General features: G+C 60.0%; 24 protein-coding genes. 14 read left to right on the top strand and 10 right to left on the bottom strand.

What is annotated here, in order from left to right:
• Positions 1–11: 11 nt before the first annotated feature.
• Positions 12–521 (bottom strand): Lrp/AsnC family transcriptional regulator, encoded by a 510-nt coding sequence (locus tag B9Z43_RS08815; RefSeq protein ID WP_108324730.1) that lies wholly within the window; start codon positions 519–521, stop codon positions 12–14.
• Between the two features lie 388 nt (positions 522–909).
• Here B9Z43_RS08815 and glmS point away from each other — a divergent pair, with 388 nt between their 5' ends.
• The 5 genes from glmS (at position 910) to B9Z43_RS08790 (ending at position 5686) form a co-directional block, all read left to right on the top strand.
• Entirely contained in the window at positions 910–2772 is a 1863-nt protein-coding gene (gene glmS, locus B9Z43_RS08810; protein ID WP_108324485.1) for a glutamine--fructose-6-phosphate transaminase (isomerizing), read from the top strand.
• Positions 2773–2922: 150 nt separating this feature from the next.
• Complete coding sequence (locus B9Z43_RS08805) at positions 2923–4599, top strand: hypothetical protein (protein WP_146183887.1); 1677 nt, start codon at positions 2923–2925, stop codon at positions 4597–4599.
• Positions 4596–5069, top strand: coding sequence for an SET domain-containing protein (locus B9Z43_RS08800; protein ID WP_108324481.1), 474 nt, complete (start codon positions 4596–4598; stop codon positions 5067–5069). The genes B9Z43_RS08805 and B9Z43_RS08800 overlap by 4 nt, the downstream gene beginning before the upstream one ends.
• Positions 5070–5302: 233 nt before the next feature.
• Positions 5303–5530 (top strand): glycine zipper 2TM domain-containing protein, encoded by a 228-nt coding sequence (locus B9Z43_RS08795; protein WP_108324728.1) that lies wholly within the window; start codon positions 5303–5305, stop codon positions 5528–5530.
• Between the two features lie 9 nt (positions 5531–5539).
• On the top strand, positions 5540–5686 hold the full coding sequence (locus tag B9Z43_RS08790) for a lmo0937 family membrane protein (RefSeq protein WP_108324478.1): 147 nt from the start codon (positions 5540–5542) through the stop codon (positions 5684–5686).
• A gap of 66 nt (positions 5687–5752) precedes the next feature.
• On the opposite strand, the gene B9Z43_RS08785 is transcribed toward B9Z43_RS08790, so the two are convergent.
• From B9Z43_RS08785 to B9Z43_RS08765, 6 genes are all read right to left on the bottom strand, one after another.
• Positions 5753–6931 carry an outer membrane beta-barrel protein gene (locus B9Z43_RS08785; protein WP_108324475.1) on the bottom strand — a complete coding sequence of 393 codons (1179 nt, stop codon included), beginning with the start codon at positions 6929–6931 and terminating at the stop codon, positions 5753–5755.
• A 54-nt stretch (positions 6932–6985) separates the two neighbouring features.
• Positions 6986–8806, bottom strand: a complete 1821-nt coding sequence (locus B9Z43_RS08780) for an Ig-like domain-containing protein (RefSeq protein ID WP_108324473.1) — start codon at positions 8804–8806, stop codon at positions 6986–6988.
• A gap of 156 nt (positions 8807–8962) precedes the next feature.
• Entirely contained in the window at positions 8963–9124 is a 162-nt protein-coding gene (locus B9Z43_RS17145) for a hypothetical protein (RefSeq protein WP_158270091.1), read from the bottom strand.
• Entirely contained in the window at positions 9121–9531 is a 411-nt protein-coding gene (locus tag B9Z43_RS08775; RefSeq protein ID WP_146183886.1) for a hypothetical protein, read from the bottom strand. The genes B9Z43_RS17145 and B9Z43_RS08775 overlap by 4 nt, the downstream gene beginning before the upstream one ends.
• On the bottom strand, positions 9504–9830 hold the full coding sequence (locus tag B9Z43_RS08770; RefSeq protein WP_108324469.1) for a hypothetical protein: 327 nt from the start codon (positions 9828–9830) through the stop codon (positions 9504–9506). The genes B9Z43_RS08775 and B9Z43_RS08770 overlap by 28 nt, the downstream gene beginning before the upstream one ends.
• 91 nt (positions 9831–9921) lie before the next feature.
• Positions 9922–10191, bottom strand: a complete 270-nt coding sequence (locus B9Z43_RS08765; protein WP_108324467.1) for a VF530 family DNA-binding protein — start codon at positions 10189–10191, stop codon at positions 9922–9924.
• 183 nt (positions 10192–10374) lie between these two features.
• Here B9Z43_RS08765 and B9Z43_RS08760 point away from each other — a divergent pair, with 183 nt between their 5' ends.
• From B9Z43_RS08760 to B9Z43_RS08725, 8 genes are all read left to right on the top strand, one after another.
• Entirely contained in the window at positions 10375–11094 is a 720-nt protein-coding gene (locus B9Z43_RS08760; protein ID WP_199222281.1) for a Crp/Fnr family transcriptional regulator, read from the top strand.
• A 30-nt stretch (positions 11095–11124) separates the two neighbouring features.
• Positions 11125–13725, top strand: a complete 2601-nt coding sequence (locus B9Z43_RS08755; RefSeq protein WP_108324464.1) for a chemotaxis protein CheB — start codon at positions 11125–11127, stop codon at positions 13723–13725.
• Positions 13722–14321, top strand: a complete 600-nt coding sequence (locus B9Z43_RS08750; RefSeq protein WP_108324461.1) for a PAS domain-containing protein — start codon at positions 13722–13724, stop codon at positions 14319–14321. The genes B9Z43_RS08755 and B9Z43_RS08750 overlap by 4 nt, the downstream gene beginning before the upstream one ends.
• A gap of 174 nt (positions 14322–14495) precedes the next feature.
• Positions 14496–14810, top strand: coding sequence for a BON domain-containing protein (locus tag B9Z43_RS08745; protein WP_108324458.1), 315 nt, complete (start codon positions 14496–14498; stop codon positions 14808–14810).
• A 63-nt stretch (positions 14811–14873) separates the two neighbouring features.
• Positions 14874–17318: a Lon protease family protein gene (locus tag B9Z43_RS08740; RefSeq protein WP_108324455.1), complete on the top strand. Its 2445-nt coding sequence runs from the start codon at positions 14874–14876 to the stop codon at positions 17316–17318.
• A 193-nt stretch (positions 17319–17511) separates the two neighbouring features.
• On the top strand, positions 17512–18147 hold the full coding sequence (locus B9Z43_RS08735) for a response regulator transcription factor (RefSeq protein WP_108324453.1): 636 nt from the start codon (positions 17512–17514) through the stop codon (positions 18145–18147).
• A gap of 23 nt (positions 18148–18170) precedes the next feature.
• The gene (locus B9Z43_RS08730; protein WP_233249967.1) at positions 18171–18464 is read left to right on the top strand and encodes a hypothetical protein; all 294 of its coding nucleotides are present in this window, start codon (positions 18171–18173) and stop codon (positions 18462–18464) included.
• Between the two features lie 183 nt (positions 18465–18647).
• Positions 18648–19292: a response regulator transcription factor gene (locus B9Z43_RS08725; RefSeq protein WP_108324722.1), complete on the top strand. Its 645-nt coding sequence runs from the start codon at positions 18648–18650 to the stop codon at positions 19290–19292.
• A gap of 17 nt (positions 19293–19309) precedes the next feature.
• Here the strand turns inward: B9Z43_RS08725 and B9Z43_RS08720 are convergent, their stop codons facing one another.
• Positions 19310–20029, bottom strand: a complete 720-nt coding sequence (locus B9Z43_RS08720; protein WP_108324450.1) for a Crp/Fnr family transcriptional regulator — start codon at positions 20027–20029, stop codon at positions 19310–19312.
• Between the two features lie 116 nt (positions 20030–20145).
• On the bottom strand, positions 20146–20676 hold the full coding sequence (locus B9Z43_RS08715) for a Crp/Fnr family transcriptional regulator (protein ID WP_158270090.1): 531 nt from the start codon (positions 20674–20676) through the stop codon (positions 20146–20148).
• A 366-nt stretch (positions 20677–21042) separates the two neighbouring features.
• On the opposite strand from B9Z43_RS08715, the gene B9Z43_RS08710 reads away from it, so the two are divergent.
• Positions 21043–21723, top strand: a complete 681-nt coding sequence (locus B9Z43_RS08710) for a hypothetical protein (RefSeq protein ID WP_146183885.1) — start codon at positions 21043–21045, stop codon at positions 21721–21723.
• Here the strand turns inward: B9Z43_RS08710 and B9Z43_RS08705 are convergent.
• Complete coding sequence (locus tag B9Z43_RS08705) at positions 21683–23494, bottom strand: NAD(P)/FAD-dependent oxidoreductase (protein WP_108324442.1); 1812 nt, start codon at positions 23492–23494, stop codon at positions 21683–21685. The genes B9Z43_RS08710 and B9Z43_RS08705 overlap by 41 nt on opposite strands.
• Positions 23495–23567: the final 73 nt, after the last annotated feature.

Genomic DNA, 23567 nt, shown 5'->3' with positions numbered 1-23567 from the left:
CGGCAGGGACCTCATCTGGACGCGCCTGCGATGCGGCGATCCAAAACTGGCCAAGTGGTGGTGAACTTGGCGCGCTTGGTCGAGAAGAAGGCTTTGACGTTGCGCACGTTGGCGTCTTGCGTGAACAGCGCCTGGCTGATGCTCAGGTAGTGCGGCATGTCAGCGGCCTGCACGACCAGCATGAAGTCGGGGCCGGGCGAGACGCGCCAGCATTGCTGCACAGCGTCGTGCGCCACGGCGCGGGTTTCAAAGGCGTCGAGGTGCTCGGCGCCTTGTTTGTCCAGCGACACCTCCACCAGTGCCGTGAGGCCATGGCCCAGTGCGGCGCCCAATTGGTCAGCATTGAGCACGGCGATTTGCCGCTCGATCCAGCCGCCGTCGACCAGGCGCTTGACGCGGCGCAGGCAGGTGGGCGGCGAGACGTTGACCTTCTCGGCCAAGGCCACGTTGCTCAGGCTGGCGTCGCGCTGCAGGCTGTCCAGCAGTTGCAGGTCGATGGCGTCAAGTTCTATGGGGTTCATGGGAGCCTTTGTGATGGTGCTGATGAGGTGCTGGTGCAAACACTGGATTGCCACGCTTCGCTCGCAATGACAGATCAAAGGCATCGCCAAGACACAGAAAGTGACTGGCAGTACCCATTCCGTCATCGCGAGGCGCTTGCCTCACATTTGTCATCGCGAACAGCTTGCCTCTAATTTGTCATCGCGAGGAGCTTGCGACGTGGCGATCCAGCAGCAGAGCTTGCGACGCGGTAGTTCAGTTTTTTCATTTAAAAGCTTCAATCATTTGAAATTTTATTTCATTTATGCCAGTACAAGAAATATAAATACAAATTGCTTTAATAATTGATCTGAAATTTCTTGTTGCCCACTCTAACATCCCCCCACTTTCCTGTTCTGGAGCATCTCTATGTGTGGCATCGTCGGCGCCGTTTCTTCCCGCAACATCGTTCCCATCCTCGTGCAAGGTCTGCAACGGCTCGAATACCGGGGCTATGACTCCTGCGGCGTGGCCGTGCACGCGGCCAGCTTGAGCGGTGGCACAGGCGGTTTGCAACGCGCCCGCAGCACCTCGCGTGTGGCCGAGCTGATGGACCAGGTCACCGCCGACCACATCGAAGGCGGCACCGGCATTGCCCACACCCGCTGGGCCACACACGGCGCGCCCGCCGTGCACAACGCGCACCCGCACTTCAGCCACGGCACGGGCGCAGCCGACACCAAGCCGGGCAAAGTGGCTTTGGTGCACAACGGCATCATCGAAAACCACGAAGAACTGCGCGCCGCCCTGCAAGCCAAGGGCTATGTGTTTTTGAGCCAGACCGACACCGAAGTCATCGCCCACCTGGTGGACAGCGTGTACGACGGGGACATTTTTGAAGCCGTCAAAACCGCCATCCGGCAGCTGCATGGCGCGTACGCGATTGCTGTGTTCCACAAAGACGAGCCGCAGCGCGTGATCGGCGCCCGTGCAGGCTCGCCGCTCATCTTGGGCGTGGGCCAGGGCGAAACCTTTTTGGCCAGCGACGCGATGGCACTGGCCGGTGTGACCGACCAGATTGTTTATTTGGAAGAAGGCGATGTGGTCGACATTCAGCTGGGCAAATACTGGGTGGTGGACCGCGATCACAAGGCCGTGACCCGCGCCGTGAAGACCGTGCACGCCCACAGCGGCGCGGCCGAGCTGGGGCCTTATCGCCACTACATGCAAAAAGAAATCTTCGAACAGCCCCGCGCCATTGCCGACACGCTCGAAGGTGTTGAGGGCATCACGCCCGAGTTGTTTGGCGACGGCGCGTATTCCACCTTCAAGGCCATCGACAACGTGCTGATATTGGCCTGCGGCACCAGCTACTACAGCGGCTGCGTGGCCAAGTACTGGATCGAAGCCATTGCCAAAGTGCCCTGCCAGGTCGAGATCGCCAGCGAATACCGCTACCGCGAATCGGTGCCCAACCCCAACACGCTGATCGTCACCATCACCCAAAGCGGCGAGACCGCCGACACCCTGGCCGCGCTGCGCCACGCGCAAAGCCTGGGCATGACGCACACGCTCACCATTTGCAATGTGTCCACCAGCGCCATGGTGCGCGAGTGCAAACACGCCTATGTGACCCGCGCCGGGGCCGAGATCGGTGTGGCCTCCACCAAAGCCTTCACCACGCAGCTGGCAGGCTTGTTCTTGCTGACGCTGGCGCTGGCGCAGACCAAAGGCCGCCTGAGCGACGAAGAAGAGGCCGGACACATCAAAGCCATGCGCCACCTGCCCGCCGCGCTCCAAGCCGTGCTGGCGCTGGAGCCGCAAATCATCGCCTGGGCCGAAGAATTCGCGAGCAAAGAAAACGCGCTGTTCTTGGGCCGGGGCACGCACTACCCGATTGCTTTGGAAGGCGCGCTCAAGCTCAAAGAAATCACCTACATCCACGCCGAAGCCTATGCCGCAGGCGAGCTCAAACACGGCCCGCTGGCCCTGGTGACCAGCGCCATGCCCGTGGTGACCGTGGCCCCCAACGACCAACTCTTGGAAAAGCTCAAGAGCAACATGCAAGAAGTCCGCGCCCGTGGCGGCGTGCTGTATGTGCTGGCCGATGGCGACACGAAGATCGAAAGCAGCGAAGGTGTGAACGTGATCCGCATGCCCGAGCACTACGGCGTGCTGTCACCCATCCTGCACGTGGTGCCGCTGCAGCTGCTGAGCTATCACACGGCTTGTGCAAGGGGCACTGATGTGGACAAGCCGCGTAACCTGGCCAAGAGCGTGACGGTGGAGTGACGGGACGGGGGATTGGCGTGAAGCAGTACCGTGTTGTGCTGTTTCGCTGCCAAGACCCCTTTCTCGAAAGTCGTATATTCGCGGCATCAGATCTCGTTCATGAGAAAGTCCGCGATGAAATTTTTGAAGTGTTTTCTGACCCTCGCCAGCATGTCGATTTTGTTTGCTTGCGGGGGTGGCGGTGGCACTGCCGTGACGAGCAGCCCTCAATTGGCGCCGTCGGTGATGGATCTGTCTTTGTACAAGAACACCTTTGCCGATACGACGCTGGTCAACGGCCAGGTGATCACCGCTGGATTCAGCCTGGAGTCCTGGCTGGCACGCTTGAAGATCCGTGATTTATTCCCTTCGGCCTTTGCCCAAAGTCTCACCAGCTGCAACGACAACGTCAAACCCGTGGCGATCGACAGTTCCTCGGTCACCAAGCAATACAAAAAACTGCCGTTGACCGCCAAGGAGGACGACAAGCCGTGCTTCACCAGTTCGCAAGAGGTCGGGCCTTACATCGCCGCGCAGGCCAAAAATATTTACCAGGGCAGCAAGAAATGTGACATCGTTTTGATGCCCAAGGCTGGCGGGAAGTTGCACTGCCTGGAGGTGGGCATCCCTGCGAGCGTGAGCGCAAACGCGGGAGCGCCGGAGTTCAAGTTCAGCCAGGCGTTTGCAGGCTTGGCGAGTTTGAAATCGCTGGGCGGAAAAATCACGGACAACAGCAAATACTTTTTTGTGGCGTTCAGTGACGATGGCACCCGCACAAAGGGCTACGACGGTGTCTACAGGATCGACCTGAGCGCGGCCGTGCCTGTGGGGCAGCTGGCCTATTTGTCCGAGGGGGGCAATCCGCGCACCTTGTCATTTGACGGTTATCAGCAGTTGGAAAACGGTGACATGATCGTCAGCCGCATGGACTTGGTTGCCCCGATGGGCTCGCGCCGCTACTTCACTTATTACGTGGGGGTTAAAGATGTCTTCCCCGGCGTAGCGGCTCAGCAGGTCGTTCTGATCAACAATGCGGTCGAATATGGCTATGACGGTGTCAATTCCCCCATCTTCACTTGGGCCAAAAACAATTTGGCAGTGGGGGGTGAAGCCATCACCGATGGGGGCTCGCAAAACATTGCTTTTTCAGGCTCGCAAGACCCCAGTGTCAAGGTTTTCTATTACGTCATCTCCGTCAACCGCTACCAAAGATTTGCCGGGGCGTACTACAACAGTTTGTTGATCAAGGGCACTGTGCGGGGCGATGCCATCGATTACGAAGACCATGGGCCCACCAGCATTTCGTTCTTTGGCACTGCGGGTGTGAAAAGCGATTTGTCGACAATTTACTGGGTCAAGGATTGGACACCCGGGCAGATGACGGTGGTGACCCGCAGCTTGGCCAAGCAAGTGGATGCATCGGACCGGACCTTCATGCCTGACACCGAGTCTGCACTGAACGTCAGCATGCCCAGCAATTACAGACCGACCTTGCTGTACACGACTCAAAACAAGATTTTTGTTTCCACCATCCAGCCTGATTTCTATGACAGTCAGGGTTTGATGAATCTGAAAATTTTTGCCGCTGACAAGGTGGTCAACGGGGTGGAATGGACAGACCGACCCGATGGTTTCAGGGAAATCGATTTGACGGGTTACACCAGCAACAATTTCAGACTGACCTCGGTCATCCCGAGTTTGGTGTCGGACAAAGTCACGCTCAGACTGACCCGCCTTGCGGACGGCAATCAGTTCAGTCTGGATGCCAGCAGCGCGGGCATCGATGTGATCGATCTGGGCGCGCGAGGTGCGGTTTCGGGCAAACATGCCGTGGTCAGCGGGCGATGAGCCTCGCCCAGCCTCTGGCGCATGTGGCCGTTGAAATCTCCCCCGTCCACGGCAAAGGCGTGTTCGCCACGCGCCACATGGCTGCGGGCGAGACGGTGATCGAGTATGTGGGCGAGATGATCTCGATGGCCGAGGCGATTGCGCGTCATCCGCATGACCCCAGCGATCCGAACCACACGTTTTATTTTCAGCTCGACGACGAGCGGGTGATCGATGCCGTGCGCGGCGGCAACGATTCGCGTTGGATCAACCATTCGTGCCGTCCCAACTGCGTGCCCGACGAGGTCAAGGGCCGCATCTTCATCAAGACGCGCAGGCCAGTGTTTCGCGGGGAAGAGTTGACTTTTGACTATGGCTTGGTCAGCGACGAACCGATGAGCGATGCGCTCAAGGCGCGTTATGCCTGCCGATGCGGCGCAAACAAGTGCCGTGGCACGATGTTGGCCACGCAGAAACCTTCAAAAGCATGAATCCTCTTTCCGAATGGTTGGCGCAGCGGTCTGACGTCCGGTTTTTGTGTGGCGCCGGTTCCCGGGTTTGGCGCGGCGCGGCCGATTGAGCCCATCACATGCTTGGTGCAAGGGTTTGTGGTGCAGTGCACTGACGCAGGGGTGTGCACTTTCTATGCTGGTTTGACTTGGGTGTTGACTGCGGCATGGGCTTTGGTCGGGCCCAGGCATTCATCACCACAAGGAGTTACGACATGCACACCGCTCAACACATCGTTCGCACGGCCAGAGCCGCAGCGCTGGCCGCAGCCGTCATGGGCCTGGCCGCTTGTGCCGGCATGACGCAGCAAGAAAAAAGCACGGCCATTGGTGCTGGCGTGGGCGCCATTGGCGGCTCCATCCTGACGGGGGGCAGCACGGCAGGCACGCTCGGCGGCGCCGCAGTGGGCGGCGTGATTGGCCACGAAGTCAACAAAAAGTGAGCTGCCGCCATGCTTGAAACCATTGCTGTTGTTTTCCTCTTGCTGTGGGTGGTGGGCCTGGTCTCGTCTTACACGATGGGCGGCTTGATCCACATCCTGCTGGTTGTCGCTGTGGTGGTGGTTCTGGTGCGTGTGATCCAGGGCCGGCGTCTTTAAAGACCATCTGCACACGTTCAAAAGCCTGCACCTCGTCAGAGGTGCAGGCTTTTTTCGTGGGGGCGATCAGCGTTGCTGTTGCGAGCCCATCACATCCACTTCAACCCGACGGTCTACCCGCAAGCAGGTGATCAGGGCCTGGGTGGCCTTGGAGCCCTTGCATTCGCTCGCTTGGGTCTCGGGTTGGCTGGAGCCCACGCCCATGGCGGTGACTTTGCTGGCCGGGATGCCACCGACTTGCACCAGGTAGGCTTGAACGGCTTCTGCCCGGCGTGTCGACAGTTTGGCGTTGTAGGCCTTGGTGCCCAGACGGTCCGTGTGGCCGGTCACGGCAATGCTGTCGATGTTGACGGTCTGCAGTTCCATCAGGAGTTTGTCCAGAGCCAGTTTGCCATCTGACTGCAATTGGTCTTGGTCAAAACCAAACAGTGAGTCGGCTTCCAGTTTCACCTTGACCCAAGGCTTGGGTGCTGGTGCCATGGGTGCGGGCGCAACCGGTGCTGCGGCCACCACCACAGGCGCTGGCGTTGGTGCTGGCGGCGGGGCGACATAGGGGGTGTAAGCCGTCTTGGTGGCGGTGGGGGTGGAGCCGCCAAAGCGGTAGACCAAGCCCAGCGAGACCAGGTCCACATCGCCACGGTTGCCCACAGCATCGTTGATTCGGTAGCGCTCGGCCTCCAGGCGCAAGGTCAGTGCTGGAGTGAAGGCGTATTGCGTGCCGAAGCCGTATTTGTAGTTGGTCTCTCGCTTGCTGGGGGAGGGGTCGCTCACGCTGACCGCACCCGTGCCGCTGAAGGTGTCTTTGGTCAGGGCATAGGCCGCGCCCACCCGGCCCAGCAAGGACCACTTGTCTGTGATGGGCAAGGTGCCCACCAGATCCAGGTTCAAGCCTTTGATGCGGGCAGAACCGGTCAGGCTGCCAGCGGGTGTGGTGTTGGCGGTGAAGCCAAAACGACCCAAATCAAAGTAGCCGGTTTCTACCGCCCAGTAAGGGTTGATCGGGAAACCGACAAAGGCTTTGTATCCGGTGTCCTTGCGGTCTTCGGTCAGGCTGTCGGTGACCAGGCCGGCACCCAGCAAGCTTTGCGTGATGCGGGCATTGTCAATGTGCGCCTTGGATTCGCCAGCGCTGATGCCCACGTACATGCCTGTGTTGGTGGCGCCCTCTTGTGCGTGCAGCAAAGGGCTGGCCAACATGGCCAAAGCCAGCAGGGTGGGGCGGGGGTGGAAGTTCAGTTTTTTCATTTCTCTTTCTCCAAAAATAGGCGAATTGCCTGTGTCAAAAAGTGTGTTCGAGGCTCATGGGGTGGGCAAAGTGATCGTGCAGGCATCGCAGGTGATCGCCGCTGCGGCCGCACCTTGGTTGAGTGCCCGGCCTTCGAGGTTGGCGCCGGTTTGCAGCGTGATCGCGGTGCTCGCCAGCATGGAGCCCTTCATCACCGAGCCGGTGCCCAAGGTGATGGCGCTGCCTGCGGACCAGAAGACATTGCTGGCTTTGGCGCCGCCGCTGAGCACGATCTGGCTGGTCGACAAAGTGTTGATGCTGGTGGCACTGCGGATCACGAACACGGCGTTGGGGTCGCCTTGTGCGTCGAGCGTCAAGATGCCGCCGGCCGACAAATCGAGGGTGGTCAGCGATTCGTACAAACCGGGGTAGAAGGTCAGGCCCGCCAGGTTGGTGCTGACCGGGGTGGGCGTGCCGCGTGCTGCGCCCGTGGCGTTGACAAAGGCGGCGAGTGCATCGGTCTTGGCGTTGCTCAGCAGCGTGGCGTCGATCAAGGCGCAGGCGGGGCCTGCACTGTCCACGGCGTAGACATGGCCGACCACCTCGGGGCAAGAGGCCGGGGTGCTGAAGCCGGTGATGTTGGCGCCCGTATCGGGTGTCAGGCCCACATCGCCCGTGATGAGGGAGGTCGGGATGTTGGTGATGGCGGCCGAGCCCAAGATTGCGAAATTGGACGATGAACCCAAAGCCACAGGGGCCTGGCATTCGCTGGTGCCGGTGGTGAATTGCCACACTTTGTTGGCCACCATGGCATTGTTGGCCAGGTCTTTCACGCCTTCAGTGCCGCTGAGCACGGTGGCGGTGTAGGCGGTGGAGGGCAACAAGTTGGCGCTGGGTGCGATCGATGCGATCTGTGTGCCCGCGTCGTAAGTGACCACGGCCAGGACCGGCGTGCCCAAGCTGCTGGAGGGGGCCAAGGTCAGTGTGGTGGTGGTCAAGCTCAGTGGCGCCATGGCTTCGCTGAAGGTGGCGTTCACGGTTTTGTTGAGGCACACCGCTGTGCTGCCATCCGCTGGGTTGGTCAGCGTCACGGTGGGTGCTGTGCTGTCGATCACATCGGCCGTGCTGAAGGTCCAGACTTTGTCGGCGGCCATGGGGTTGCCCGCCAAGTCGGTGGCGGCGGTGCTGACGGTGGCAGTGAACGAGGTGTTGCTGGGCAGGGGCGATGGGCTGCTTGGCGTGAAGGTTGCTGTTCGTGCGCCGACCGCATAGCTCACCGTGCCGACCACTGGGGTGTCGCCCACGGTGGTTTTGAGCGTGAAGCTGCTGGCGTTCACGCTGGCGGGGGCCATGTCTTCGCTGAAGGTGGCGGTGACCAGGGTGTTGGTGGCGGCCACCGCGCTTTGTGCGGGGATCTGGCTGGTCACGGTAGGGGCGATGTCGTCGATGGCCGAGCCGGTGTCGAACGACCAGACAAAGTCCGAGGCCATGGGCGTGCCCAAAGTGTCTTGCGCGCCGGTGGTGACCGTGGCCACACAACGCGTGCTCAGGGGCAAGTTGGCGGCGGGGGTGAAGGTGGCCACGCGGCTGTTGACGTCATAGACCACGCTGCCGGTCACCGGCGTACCCGCTGGGCAAGCCAAGCTGAACGTGCTGGTGGTGATGGTGCTGGGGTTCATCGCCTTGTTGAAGGTGGCGGTGACCTGGGTGTTGATGGCCACACCCGAGACCGCCGGATTGCGCGCCAAGGGGGCTGTGGCGCTGACGCTGGGTGCCAGCGCTGTGCCGCTGCTCGCGCCCAAGATGGGGTCTTTGCCGCCACCGCAAGCGGCGAGTGTGCAAACGAAGCTCAGCAAGCCGAGCATGGTGCTGATGCGGGAGGTGAACGGGCGCATGAGGGGACTCCTGTCTCTGTGCTCTGAGGTCTCAGAGTGGGGGTGAAATGAACGTCGCGACCAAGGGCCGTGTGGTGGAACTCAGCTGGCGGCCCCAAAGGTGCTGCCTGGCCTGTTCAGTCTGGTGGGCGGGTGGGGAAAGTTCAGTGCGCTGGTTCACACGCCGGGTGGGCGGTGTGATGGGGCTTGGGCTTTGCCGGGGGCTTTGGCTTGAAGCCAGCGTTGCACCAGCAGCAGCCAAGCCGGGTCCTGCAGGGCCTGCGCCAAGCGGGCGCGTGAAATCGCCAGGCGCTGCACAGGTGTCAAATCGCTGCTCATGACGCGCGTGCTTGCTGAATGGCCAGGATGTCCAATTGGATTTGTTCCTGGATGTCGTTCAAGAAGGGGCGTGTGCGCAAGCGTCTGGCCCAGGCCCACAGCAAGGCGGCGAGCGCCAGCAGCGTCAAGGGCAAAACCGGCAAGACCCAGGCATGGCGTGGGTCGATGCTGGGCAATGCACTCCACAGCAGCACAGCCACGCCAGCCAAGACCAAGCCCAGCATGAGGCACAAGCCGCTGAGTGCGTACATCACCCAGCGGTTCTTGAGCGTGCACAGGTGGTCTGCCCAAGCCTGGCTTGCCAAATCTGCATAGCCTTGCGCATGCATTTTGAGCAATTCAGGCGGCAAGACCAAGAGTTTGAGCAGCAGCTTGACCATCAGTTTTTGCGCAGATGCATCAACCACGAAACCGCCAAGGCGGTGGCCGCACCGGTGCCCGCTGCGATCAAGACCGATCGGATGGGCGCGTGCACGATGAGTTGTTCTGCCGCATGCTTGGCGTGCAAGCCGCGCTTGTGCAGGGCGTGTTCGGCGTCCAGTGCGGCATCCCGGCCTTGTTGGCTCAGCTCGTTGAGCTGGTCTGTGACGCGGTCTGCGATGCGGCCCATCACCGGGCGTGCTTCATGGAGCGCTTCGTTGACGGTGCTGGAGATGCCAGCACCCAGGGTATGGAGTTTTTCCTGAGGGGTTTTGTGATCGGTCATGGAGAGCCTTTGCAGTGAATGAAACCAAGAGAGGTGTTCACTGTAAAAACTTCAAAACCGCTTGTCTGTGGTGCAGCGCACCTCGGTGAGCTCAGTCCTGTGTGCCAGTGCCCTTGGCATGGCGCTTTTGCTCGCGCAGCATGAACAGGTACAAGCTTTCGACCTTGTCGCGCGCCCAGGGCGTGCGCCGCAAGAATTTGAGGCTGGAGCCCACACTGGGCTCGTGCGTGAAGCATCGAACCGGGATCAGCGTGCCCAGCTCCTGCCAGCCGTAATGGTCGGCCAGCTGCGTGACGATCGCCTCGAGGGTCAGGCCGTGCAGGGGGTTTCGGGGTTGGGCCGCGGGCTGGGGCATGTTCATGGCGTGATTGTCTTCGTAATGGGCGTGTATTTGGGCGGCTTATATGCGCCAGGTCAATGAGCTGACTTGTGGTTGTTGCATCATGGTCAGCGCTGTGTGGCGCTTATTTTAGTTTTGCCCTCGCCCCGGCGCTGATGACAGGTGACAGATGAAACGATATGCAGACGCTCTGGTGATGTGCCCATGAGCACAGCGAGTCACCAGCCTTTGAACCAATTGCTGGCGTGTTTGCCTGAGGAGGAATGGGCGCGTTTGATGCCTTTTCTGGAAAGTGTGCATTTGCCGCCCGGGCAATCGTTGTACGAATCGGGCACAACCATTCGCCATGTGTTTTTCCCGCTGTCTGGTCATGTGGCTTTGCATGGCATGACCGAAAGTGGTGACTCCTCTTTGCTGTCTTTGGTGGGGCGAGAGGGGGTTGTGGGCGTGTCCAGTTTCATGGGCGGCTTGTCGGTGACCAGCTATGCCACGGTGTTGGCCGGTGGCGATTTCTTGCGCATGCGCGCCGATGATTTGCGACGTGAGTTTGAACAGTCGGTGCCGTTGTTGCATTTGTTGCTGCGCTATACGCAAGCACTCATTGCGCAAATGGCACAGACCTCGGTGTGCAACCGCCACCACACTTTGGAAAAAGCTTTGAGCCGCTGCTTGCTGCTGTGTCTGGACCGCTCAAGCGGTAACGAATTGCTGTTGACCCATGAACAAATGGCCAATTTGCTGGGGGTGCGCCGTGAGGGGGTGAGCGAGGCTGCGGCCCGCTTGCAGCGTCAGGGTTTGATCCGTTATGCGCGTGGGCGCATCGAGGTGCTGGATCGCCCGGGTCTGGTGCACAGCACCTGCGAGTGCTACGGCGTGATCAAAACAGAATACGATCGCTTGCTGCCCATGCGTTTGGCGGTGTGAGTCCTGTTGCATCCTGGAGTCTTGTCATGAATGTCCGTTTTGTCTGATTTGCCGGCCGCTGTGCCTGAGCGCGATGGCCCCCGCATCGTGGGCATCGGTGCATCGGCAGGCGGACTGTCGGCGTTGGAAGCTTTTTTTGCGCAGCTGCCGCTGGACACGGATTGCGCTTATGTGGTGGTGCAACACATGGCGCCCGACCACCCCAGCTTGCTGGGGACCTTGCTCCAGCGGGTGACGGCCTTGCCTGTGTCCGATGCGCAAGATGGCGTGGTGTTGGCGCCCAACACGGTGCACGTCATGCCCTGTGACGGTGCTTTGACGGTGGAGCGTGGTTGTTTGCATTTCCGTGCGACGCACAAGGTGCCGGGTGTGCGCGGGCCGCATTTGCCGATCGACGGCTTGTTGACCTCTCTGGCACAAGACCAGGGCCCGCGTGCGGTGGGCGTGATCTTGTCGGGCATGGGGCAAGACGGCATGCTGGGCCTGCAAGCCATCCACAAGGGCGGTGGCTTGACGCTGGCGCAGCAACCGGACACCGCCGCTTTTGCGTCCATGCCGCAAAGCGCGATCGATGCCCAGTGCGTGAATGTGGTGGCACCGCCGCAAGACATGCCGGCGCACATCGTCCAGTGCTTGCAGGCGCCAACGTCCAAGGCGGTGTCAACACCGCTGCCCAGTGATGCGCCGCCTGCCGATGCCTTGCAAGCCATCGTGCGTTTGCTGCACCAGCAGCACAAACACGACTTGTCGCTTTACAAACCCAGCACTTTGCGCCGCCGTATCGAGCGGCGCATGCATGTGCACCAGCTGCCCACGATGGCGGCCTATTGGCAGCACTTGCAAACGCACCCGCAAGAGCTGGCCTTGTTGTTTGCCGAAATGCTGATCGGTGTGACCGCGTTTTTCAGGGACCCGCAGGTCTGGCTGGATTTGTCGCAAGAGGTTTTGCCGGGCTTGCTGCAGCAGCCGCGCACAGGCCCCGTGCGGGCCTGGGTGTTGGGTTGCTCCACCGGTGAAGAGGCCTACAGCCTGGCCATGGCCTTGCAAGAAGTGCAAGATGACTTGGCCTTGGCCAGCCCCGCCAGGGCGCCCAGTTCGGTGCAGATTTTTGCGACCGATCTGAATGCCGCCGCCATCGCCGTGGCGCGCAAAGGTTGGTACAGCGCGCAGGCGCTGGCCGACATGGACCCCGTGCGCCGGGAGCGCTTTTTTGTGCCCCATGACGGCGGCCACCTCATCCGGCCCGAGATCCGGTCCATGGTGCTGTTTGCGCAGCATGACGTGGTCCAGGACCCGCCCTTTACCCAGCTGGATCTTTTGTCCTGCCGCAATGTGTTGATCTACTTCAATGCCACACTGCAACGGCGTTTGATGCCCTTGTTCCACTTCAGCTTGCGGCCCGCAGGCGTGCTGGTGCTGGGCAGCGCCGAAACCGTGGGGCGCTCGCAAAGCCTGTTTGCAGCGCTGCATCCCAAATCCCGCATTTACCGCCGCAACGAGCAAACGCTGTTGCCGGGCTCGGTGGACTTCCCCATCCACCGCGCATTGAAAGCACGCGCCGCCGTGCAGGAGTTGTCTGTGCCCATGTCTGTCTCGAATTCATCTTCCAATTTGCAAGCCCTGGCCGATCAGGTGCTGCTGCAGGCGTTTTCACCGGCGGCGGTGCTCGTCAATGCCGAGGGTGACATCCTCTACATCAGTGGACGCACAGGTCGTTACCTGGAGCCTGCTGCGGGCAAAGCCAACTGGAATGTCCACGTCATGTTGCGTCCTGCCTTGCGCGCACAAGTGGCCATGGCCTTGCGCCAGGCTTTGCAGGAACGTCAGCCCGTGGCCTTGCATGGTCTGCCGCTGGAAGGCGATGGCCACCGCCAATTGCAAGTGACGGTGCAGCCCTTGCAAGAGCCCCAGGCCCTGGCGGGCATGGCCATGCTGGTGTTCAAGGAGGTGGTGGCCGCCGGTGCAGCGGGCCCCCAGTCGGCCCAGCCCAATGCTGCCTTGGTGGCCGAGTTGCAAAGTGCCCGTGAAGAAATTCAGGCCCTGCGCCATGAGATGCACACGTCCAAAGAAGAGTTGCAGGCGCTCAATGAATCCATGCAAACGGCCAACGAAGAGTTGCAGTCCTCCAACGAAGAGCTGACCACCTCCAAAGAGGAGGCGCAGTCGATGAACGAAGAGCTGCAAACCATCAATGGCGAGTTGCAAACACGCCTGGACGATTTGGCGCTGGCGCAAAGCGATATGCAAAACCTCCTCAACAGCACCGACATCGCCACGCTGTTTCTGGACAACGATTTGAATGTGCGCCGCTACACCGAGCAGGCGGTGGGCATCTTCCATTTGCGCGAAGCCGATGTGGGCCGCCCCTTGAGCGATCTGGCCAGCACACTGGACTACCCGCAGCTGCAGACCGATGTGAAAGAAACCTTGCGCACCTTGGCGCCTTGCGCCAAATCGGTGCTGGCCAGCGATGGGCGCTGGTTTTCGGTGCGCATCATGCCTTACCGCACCCTGGCCAACATGATCCAGGGCGCGGTGTTGACCTTTGTGGACATCAGCGTGGCCAAGGCGCTGGAGTTCCGTTTGCGCGAAGCCCAAGTGGGTGCGCCATCTTCAGGAGTTGCGCCATGACATCCCGTCCCGTTTCCATCCCCTCCCAGTTGCATTTGCGCGAACGCGCACAGGCCTTGCTGGAGGCCAAAGGGGCCAGCCTCACGTCTGCTAAAGACCCGAGCCAGGCCTTGCGCGTCTTGTTCGATTTGGCCTCGTCCCCCGACACGGCGCCCGATGCGCTGGCTTTGCTGCACGAGTTGCAGGTGCACCAGGTGGAGCTGGATTTGCAAAACGAAGAGCTGCAGCGCTCGCGGGCCGAGCTGGAGGCCGCCTGGGCTTACCAGCTGCAGTGGCACGATGCCTCGCCCAGTGCCCAGTTGGTGCTGGATGAATCGGGGCGCCTGATGGAGTGCAATGCGGGCGCCTTGAAAAGCCTGAACCAAGACATCCAGCAGGTGCTGGGCAAACGCCTGGACAGTTGGCTCCTGGCCGCCGATGTGTCGGGTGTGCAGGCCTGGCTGTCGCGGGCTGGGCAAAGTGCCGAGCCCTTGTCCTTGCAATTGAAAGTGCAAGGACAAGGGCAGGCCTTGCACGGCGTGTGTGCGGCGGCGCGTGCCAACCCGATGGCGCCCGGTGTGTTGGTGGCGTGGGTGGATGAGCCGAGCGCGTCTTGATGCGCGGTGACCAGAGTCCCCGCGTGCGTGAGTGTGACTTGGCACACTGACGGACGCGCCAGGCGGCTCTATCGTGGACTTGTCTGGGCTGGCGTCACCAAGGTGTTGCAGGCCCGGACCGGTGGCCAGGCATTGCCCAGGCCAGTCTGACACTTTGCACAACAGGACTGCACCATGACACACAAAACTTTCTGGGCCGCGATGGCCACTTCTTTGGTTCTTTTGGCGGCTTCGGGCTGCGCCGTATCGCGCGGTCAAGAGACCGTGGGGGCCTATGTGGATGACGCCGGCATCACCACTTTGGTCAAGTCCCGCTTCTTTGAGGACAAGGATGTGGCTGGCACCTCCATCAGCGTGGAGACCTTGAAGGGCACCGTGATGCTGTCGGGCTTTGCCAAGAGTGCGTTGGAGCGCAACAAGGCCGAGAGCATTGCACGTGGCGTCAAGGGTGTGACCGCCGTCAAGAACGAGATCGCCATCCGTCCCTGATCTTGCATGCACGCCAGCATGGGCGTTGCCCTTTGCATGAGAGATCGCAAGGCGCTTTGACCCATGCCGATCCAGGAGCTCACGCCCGGAGACTTGTGCCTGCGCATCGATGCGTCGTCCTTGGGTTTTTCCGATACGGCCGAGCTGTTGCACCTGCCTTTGCCCTGGATCGGCCAAGCGCGCGCCGAAGAAGCCGCGCGCTTTGGCATGGAGATGGCGCAGCCCGACTACAACCTGTTTGTGCTGGGCGAGGTGGGCAGCGGCCGCACCACCTTGCTGGCGCAGATGATGCGCGCACAGGCGGCCACGCGGCCTGTGCCGCCCGACCTGTGCTACTTGCACAACTTTGACGAGGTGGAGCACCCCAGAGCTGTGCGCATGCCGGCAGGGCAGGGGCGTCAGTTTCGACAGCTGATGGGCCAGTTGGCCAAGCGCTTGCAGGCAGAAATCCCCAAGCGACTGGCGCAAGACGATTTCAAGGCCGAGAGCCAGCGCATTGAACAATCCTGCGCCCTTGAAAAAGACCGAGGCTATGTCGCTTTGAGTGCGTATGCACAGGCGCATCACTTTGGCTTGATGCGCGATGAGGGCCACATGGTTTTTTCGCTCAAGGATGACAAAGGCGAGCCCGTCACGGCGGGCAAGGCTTTGTCCTTGAGCCCGGAGCAGCGTGTGGCCATGGACAAAGCCGAAGAAGCGCTGCGCGGCGAGATCAGCGCTTACCTTGAAAAAAGCCAGTCCATGGATCGGGTGATGAACGAAGGATTGGCGGCATTGCGACGGCAAACCATCAAGCCTTTGCTCGAGCATGAATTGAGCCTCGTCCATCAGGGGGTGCAACACAACAGCCAACTGACGGGGGGCGATGAACCCAAGCTGAGCCTTTTTTTGGCGCAGGTGCAGCACGAGGTGCTGGAAAACCTGGCGCTCTTTCAGCCTGGCGAAGACGAGGAGGTCCGGCTGGACGACTTGGAGGCAGTGCTGGGCCTTTTGCGTGTGAATGTGGCGGTGGACAACCATGGCTTGTCGGGCGCCCCTGCGATTTTGGAGGAGAACCCTTCGTTTCGGAACTTGCTGGGCAGCATCGAGTACGAGTCCGATGGGCACGAGTTGGTGACGGACTTCTCACACATCCGCGCCGGCAGTTTGATGAAGGCGCACGGCGGCTTCTTGATGCTGCACTTGCGCGATCTCCTGGCCGATGAGCCGGTCTGGGAAAAGTTGCGCCGCTTCATGCGTCACGGGCGTTTGCAGATCGAGGAGCCAGGCATGATGGCCGCGCCTGTGGCGGCTGTCTCCTTGGAGCCCGAGGCGGTGGACTTGCAAGTGAAGCTCGTGTTGATTGCCTCGGTGGACGAGTATTACGCGGTGCAGGCTGCCGATCCGGAGTTTGCAAGACGCTTTCGTTGCAAGGTGGATTTTGCGGAGAGCTTTGTCGCCACACCGGAGTCGGCCTATGCCACGGCGATCTTTGTGGCCCACACCTGTCAGCGCCAGGGCTTGCTGCATTTTTCGGCCGAGGCCGTCGCTGCCTTGATTGAAGAAACCCATCGGCAGGCGCAGGACCAGTCGCGACAAAGCGCCATCTTCGCCTTGTCGGAAGCGCTCGTGATGGAAAGCTGCAATGTGGCCAGGCGCCGCGCGACCCGCGTGGTGCAGACCTCTGATGTGCAAGCCGCCAGACAAGCGCGCATGCATCGCCTGAACTACCCTGAGCAGCGTTTGCAGGAAAGCATTGCCGATGGTGAGCGCTTGATCGTTTTGCGCGGCGAACGTGTGGCGCAGGTCAACGGGCTGTCGGTGGTGGACTTGGGGGACTACAGCTTTGGCTTTCCGGTGCGCGTGACAGCGCGCACGTATGCCGGGGAGGATGGCTTGCTCAACATCGAGCGTGAAGTGGCTTTGTCAGGCCCCATTCATGACAAAGGCGTGCTGATTTTGCACAGCCATCTGTCGGCCTTGTTTGCCCACCTGGCGCCTTTGGCCTTGAATGCCGCGGTGGTGTTTGAACAAGAGTACGGCGGGGTCGAGGGCGACTCGGCTTCGTGTGCCGAGTTTTATGCCTTGTTGTCGAGTCTGGCCGATGTGCCGATCCGGCAAGGCATCGCGGTGACGGGGGCGATCAATCAGCACGGCGAGATATTGCCGGTGGGCGGCATCAACGAAAAGATAGAAGGCTACTTCCGTTGCTGTGAGCGCTTGGGACTTGATGGCCATCAAGGTGTCTTGATGCCTGCGCGCAACCGGCGCAACTTGATGCTGGACGAGGCGGTGGTGCAAGCGGTGGCGCAGGGCCTTTTTCACATTTACACCGCCAACGAAGTCGGTGAAGGCATGGCTTTGCTCACGGGGCTGGATTTCGGTCAGCCGTGTGCTTTGGCGTATGCGGCAGACACGGTGCTTGGACGCGCGCAAAAAAAGCTGGAGGCCTTTCGCCGTGCCTGCATGGCGGCCGATGTTCGTCCTGTGTCTGCTGCCCGCAAAAGATTGCGGCATCCGGGGGCATGAAGGTTTCATGTCAGCGCACTACTGGTTTGGAAGTAAGTGCGCTCACCAATTCAGAGGATTCCATCTGCAGTATGCGGCCTCTAAGCTGAAGGCATGGTGGGTACTGGCTCCAAAGAAGCAGTGCCTTGTAATTTGGCGATGCACAGCTTGGCAGCCATGGATCGCTGAGAACTTCTGAAAGAAGGATGACACGATGACCATTGATTTGGTGCTTGCAGACCCTTACCCCGTCATGTTGGATGGCTTGAGCCATGCGTTCCATGACTCACCAGAGTTTTCGGTCAAGACCTGTGTGCATCATGGCGATGCGGCTTTGCTGGCGGTCAAGCACCACAGGCCACACATACTGGTCATGGATTTGTCATTGACCCAAAGAAGTGGACTGGCCTTGCTGGAGGCCTTGCGTTCGCCAGAGCACCAGACGCTGCCTGTGGTTTTCACGGACGCGCCGATCGGTGAGGTGATGCAAGCCATTGACTTGGGTGTGCAGGGCCTGGTGTCCAAGGAAAAGTCCAAGCAGGTGCTGGCGCGCTGCATCAAATCGGTTCACGAGGGTGGACAGTGGCTGGACCGCGATTTGACGATGAAGACCATGTCACTTTTGCTCGAGCAGAAAAAGAAAAACGCACAGGCTTCGCATGTGCTCACCCCCCGTGAGTTGACGATCGCGCGCATGGTGACCGAGGGCTTGCCCAATAAAAAAATCGCCAACAAGCTGTTCATCAGCGAAGGCACGGCCAAGTTGCATCTGCACCATGTTTACCAAAAACTCAATTGCCCGGGGCGCATGTCGCTGCAACGCTTCATGCAAGACCAGGGTTTGATGTGAATGTCACCACGCAGGAGATGCCCATGAGCGATGACCACCATTTGATTGAAACGGCCTACGCCTTGCATGTGAGCGAACATTACCGCAGGGCCTCTGAAGAATTGCTGCATGCCTACCAACGCAACAAAGAGGCCAACCGCCATCACGAAGCCGGTGCATACAAAGCCGCATTGCACCATGTCAAATTGTCCAAGCACCATGCGTTCAATGCGCACGAGCATTTGAAAGAGGCCTTGGTCATCAGCGAGAAGATCAGTCAGTCGGATGCCTCTTTTTCCCAGAGGGCAGGCATTTTGGGAAAGTCAGGACTTCAATGAAATTTTTCTTAAATAGCGCAAATCACAGCGCTATGTGTTAACTCGCACATTCATTGCGTTCGCGCTTGCGTACACTGAAAACCGTATATGAGCAATGCATGAGAAGCAACGCATAAGAAGGACGCTCTACCTTTTTGCGATGGGCTGATACCCGATAGAAGATTGATCGCCAAAGGATTGAACATGACGATACGCGTTTTACTGTCTTCCAAACACAAGGTGGTGTCTGAAGGCATCGCTGCTGTTTTGCGAACCCATCAGGACATGGAGCTGGTCGGCATCGCCGACAACGCCGAGAGCACGCCAGCGCTGTGCCATGCGACCCACCCTGATGTGGTGCTCGTCGGTATTTTTTCGACCGACAGCCAAGAAAAAGATTTGATTCGTCTGTTGAGCCATCCACCTTTACCTCACGCCATCGTGGCCTATTCGGGTGTGTCTGACCGCAACAGTGTCATGGAAGTCCTGGATGCCGGCGCCAAGGCTTATGTTTCCACCACCAGCAGCATCGATGAGATGATGGCGGCGATCCGTGCTGCTGCGGCTGGCCATACATTTTTGTGCCAATCTGCAGCCAGTGAAATGATGGACAGTGTGCGCCAGTTCCGATCAGGTCAAGTGGCTGTTCGCTCTCACCTGGGCGGGCGTGAAGAGCAGGTGCTGCGCTTGATTGCCGATGGTTATTCGTCCAAAGAAATCGCACGCAATTTGCAGATCGCGCCCAGCACGGTGGAAGTGCACCGCCGCAACATCATGCGCAAGGTGGGCCTGCACAAGGTGGCGGATTTAACGCGTTACGCGATCCGCAATCAGATGGTGTCGGTGTGAGGTGCCAGACTGAGGTGTCAGTGGCGGCAATGCGGGGACTGGGGTAACAGCCGCTCGTATTCCTGGTGGATGACGCCGTAGCATTCGCAGGCGCGCTGTGCCAGTCTCGCGCGGTCCAGCACAGTGATGCGCCCGCGTGCATAACGGATGATGCCTTCGTGCATCAATTTTTGAGCGGCCATGGTCACACCTTCGCGCCGCACACCCAACAAGCTGGCCATGACTTCATGGGTCATCACGATGGTGTCGCCATCGATGCGCTCAAGGGTCAAGAGCAGCATCCGGCACAACTGCTGGTCCAGCGTGTGGTGTCGATGGCACACGGCGATTTGAGCCATCTGTGTGATCAAGGCCCGTGTGAACAGCCAGAAGATGCTTTGCACTTCATGACCTTGGCTGAATGTGTCCAGCACCACCTGCACCGGCAGGCGTATGGCCTGCCCTGCGGTTTGCACGATCCCTTGGTTTTGAGTTTTGCCGCCGCCCATGAGCATGTACATGCCCAACACGCCCTCGCGACCGGTCATGGCGATTTCGGTGGTGGCACCGTTTTCCAGCATATAGACCCAGGACACGATGGCCGAGGTCGGAAAGTACATGTGGCTCAGCGTGCTGCTGGGGTCGTAAAGCACTTTGCCCATGGGCAGTTCAACCGACTCGAAATAGGGTTCCCAGGCGCTGTAAGTGGCATCAGGCAACAGGTTGAGAATGTTGTTTTGAGTGATTTGTCTCGTCATTTGGATGTTTTTTATGAATTTGACATCCTTTGAATTTATCAGGCGCGAGACTTCCTATGTTTGATTTTGAACACTGTGTAAAAAAAGATACTGGATACGCAGGTTCAACTCGGCATTCATGCGGGTGCGCGAGTACGGGCTTGTTGGACAAGCCCTTCCATGTTGAGGATGTTGATGGACCCTCTCTTGTAGTCCAGCAAACCCTGCTCTTTGAACGCCATGGCGGCCAACGTGACGCTGACGCGCCGCACGCCCATCATGCGTGCCAGTTGATCGTGTGTGAGCTTGAGTTGGGTGGCGTGTGTGCGTTGCGCGCACAGCACCAGCCAGGCGGCCATGCGGGTGGGAATGTCGTCACCCTGGATGGAGGCGGCCATGTTGGCGATGTCGTGCGTCATTTGCCACAGATAACGGGCCACCGCCCAGAGAATGGTGGGGTGGGTTTGCAGCAAGCGTTGCAGTTCTTGGCTGTCTGCGCACCAAGCTTGGCCTGAGTTCTGTACTTCAAATTGGAGGTGGGCTGCGTGTTGTCCCAAGGCTGCGCCGAGGCCAACTGCACCTTCTGTGCCGATCAATCCAACGGCCAGCCGGGCTTGATCGGGATGGTTGACCCACAGGGTCACACAGGCACCGGTCAAAAAATACACTTTGGCAGGAGAGTTCGATTTTGGCGGGCACAGGCACTGCCCCTGATCCAAAGAAACAGTTTGGCAGATTTGCTGCAAGCGGTTTTGATCTTCCCTGGGCAGCTGAAAGACAAGACCGTTGGTGGAGAAATTCACAAAAGCATCCGGCGACACGGTTGAACGGCGTGTCATTCTGCGAATACCCAAAAGTCAGCAGAAATCACGCAGATTGAACGGTTATCGAGTATATGCCTCAATGATTCTGAAGATAACCATGATTTGATCGAATTTATGTTCGGTATCGAACATAGAATGTGGATAGTTGTAAAACCATCAAAGGCTTGGTCTGTGGCGTTCAGCGGCCAAGCCTTCAAAAATTTGACTTCAGTGACTCAAAATTCTCTGCTCGATTTGATGCTGCAGACGGCACCGCCGACCTTTGCGGTGCAGCTTGAGCGGGTCTTTTTGCAACAAGGCCCCATGGACTTGGTTGCATCGGCTTCGTTCGTTTATTTCCCCCAGGATGCCTTGTTGAGTTTGGCGCAAGTCAGTCGTGTCCATGATGCGGTGAATGTGGCCGTGGTGGGGCGACATGCTTGTGCCGGGCCCGCAGAGTTGTGGGCTGCACAGATGCAAGCGGTGGTCATGGTGCCCGGGCATGTCTATCGCTTGGATTGGTCACAGGTCAAGCAAGATGCCCATGTGTATGGGCATTGGTTATGGCACACCACGGTCATCACCCACGGCTTGATCGAGCAAATGGCGCAAACAGCTTTTTGTGTACGGCACCACAACGCGACGCAGCGCTTGGCCAGCTGGCTGTTGATCGCGTTGGCTCAGCATGGCGGTTCATCGCTGCAGCTGCCTTTGGATGCGGTGCCCCTGAGCATTCGTCAGCCAACGCATTCATGGGCCGATGTTCTGGACACCCTGCAAAATCAGCAGGCCATTGAGGTGCACGGCGCGGGCATGCGGGTGTTGGATGCAGGGCGCTTGGCAGGCACTGCATGCCGCTGTCACACCATGGTCACGCACTCAGCCGAGCAGCGACAGCCTCGGCCACTTTGATGCCGTCCACCCCGGCCGACAAAATGCCGCCTGCGTAACTGGCGCCTTCGCCTGCCGGGTACAGGCCACGCGTGTTGAGGCTCTGGAAATCAGCGCCACGCGGAATTTTCAGGGGCGATGAGGTGCGGGTTTCCACGCCGGTCATCACCGCATCCGGCATGTCGTAGCCTTTGATCTTGCGACCGAACACCGGCAAGGCTTCGCGCATGGCGGTGATGGCGTAGTCAGGCAGCACTTCGGCCAGATCGACCAGCTTGACGCCGGGCTTGTAAGACGGCACCACGCTGCCCCATTGGGTGGAGGGGCGCTGCGCCAAAAAGTCGCCCACCAACTGGCCGGGCGCTTCGTAATTGGCACCACCGACTTCAAAGGCCCGTGTCTCCAACTTACGTTGCAACACGATGCCAGCCAGTGGATGCGGCGCAGGCGGTTGCTGTTGCGACATGGCCAAAGCTTCTTGCGCCAACTGCGCGCCTTCCACTTCGCCAAAGGCCGCTTGCCAGGCGCTGGTGTCCAGCGGGTAGTCGGGCGGGTCGATGCCCACCACCATGCCCGCGTTGGCATTGCGTTCGTTGCGCGAGTACTGGCTCATGCCGTTGGTCACCACGCGACCGGGCTCGCTGGTGGCGGCCACCACCGTGCCGCCTGGGCACATGCAAAAGCTGTAGACCGCACGGCCGTTTTGAGCGTGGTGCACCAGTTTGTAATCGGCCGCGCCCAGCAAGGGGTGGCCTGCGTGACGGCCCCATCGGGCTTGGTCGATCACGCTTTGCGGGTGCTCGATGCGCACGCCGATCGAAAACGCCTTGGCCTGCAAGGCCACCTGGCGCTTGTGCAGCACCACAAAGGTGTCGCGCGAGCTGTGGCCTAGGGCCAGCACCACATGGCGCGTGGCCAGGGTGTGGCTTAGTCCGGTTTTCTGGTCCAACACTTGCAGGCCCGTGATCTGCTGGCCGCTCGCAGCTGGCGAGATCAGCACATCGGTGACGCGTTGCTCAAAGCGGATCTCGCCGCCCAAGGCGGTGATTTGTTCGCGGATGTTCTCGACCACCTTGACCAACTTGAAGGTGCCGATGTGCGGGTGCGCCGCAAACAAGATGTCGGCAGGGGCGCCTGCCTTGACGAACTCGTCCATGACTTTGCGGCCCAGATGGCGCGGGTCCTTGATCTGGCTGTAGAGCTTGCCGTCAGAGAAGGTGCCCGCTCCGCCCTCGCCAAACTGCACATTGCTCTCGGGGTTGAGGGTTTTCTTGCGCCACAGGCCCCAGGTGTCCTTGGTGCGTTCGCGCACGGGTTTGCCCCGTTCCAGCACGATGGGCTTGAAGCCCATTTGCGCCAGGCTCAGCGCGGCGAACATGCCGCAAGGCCCAAAGCCCACCACCACAGGCCGCTCACCTTTTGCCGAGCCAAAGCCTTCAGGCGCTTGGCAAGGCGGGTGCCAAGTCATGTCGGGTGTGGGCTGGATGTGCGGGTTCTTCTCGAACTGCAGCAGCAGCGCCGCTTCGTCGACGGCTGGATGGAGCGTGATGTCGACAATGAACACCGCGAGCAGTTCGGCCTTGCGCGCGTCAAAGCTGCGCTTGAACACCTGCAGCTTGGCGATGTCGGGTTCGGCGATGCCCAGCGCCTTGGCCGCCAACTGGCGCAAGGCGACTTCGGGGTGTGGCGGCGGGATGCGGTCTTCGTCGGTTTCAGAAGGTGCATCGGCTGCGCGGCGCACTTCCACCGGCAGGGCCGACAGGGGGAGTTTGAGTTCAGAAATTCGGATCATGGTCGTGGCTTGTGGTTATCAAGCAAGAAGCAGTGATTATCCCCGCACTGAGCGCTGTCAGCCCAACGGTCAG

The organism is Limnohabitans sp. MMS-10A-192, assembly GCF_003063335.1.
Lineage (GTDB): Bacteria > Pseudomonadota > Gammaproteobacteria > Burkholderiales > Burkholderiaceae_C > Limnohabitans_A.
Note: the sequence above shows the minus strand (reverse complement) of the source record. Positions and strands in the feature narration are given on the sequence as shown.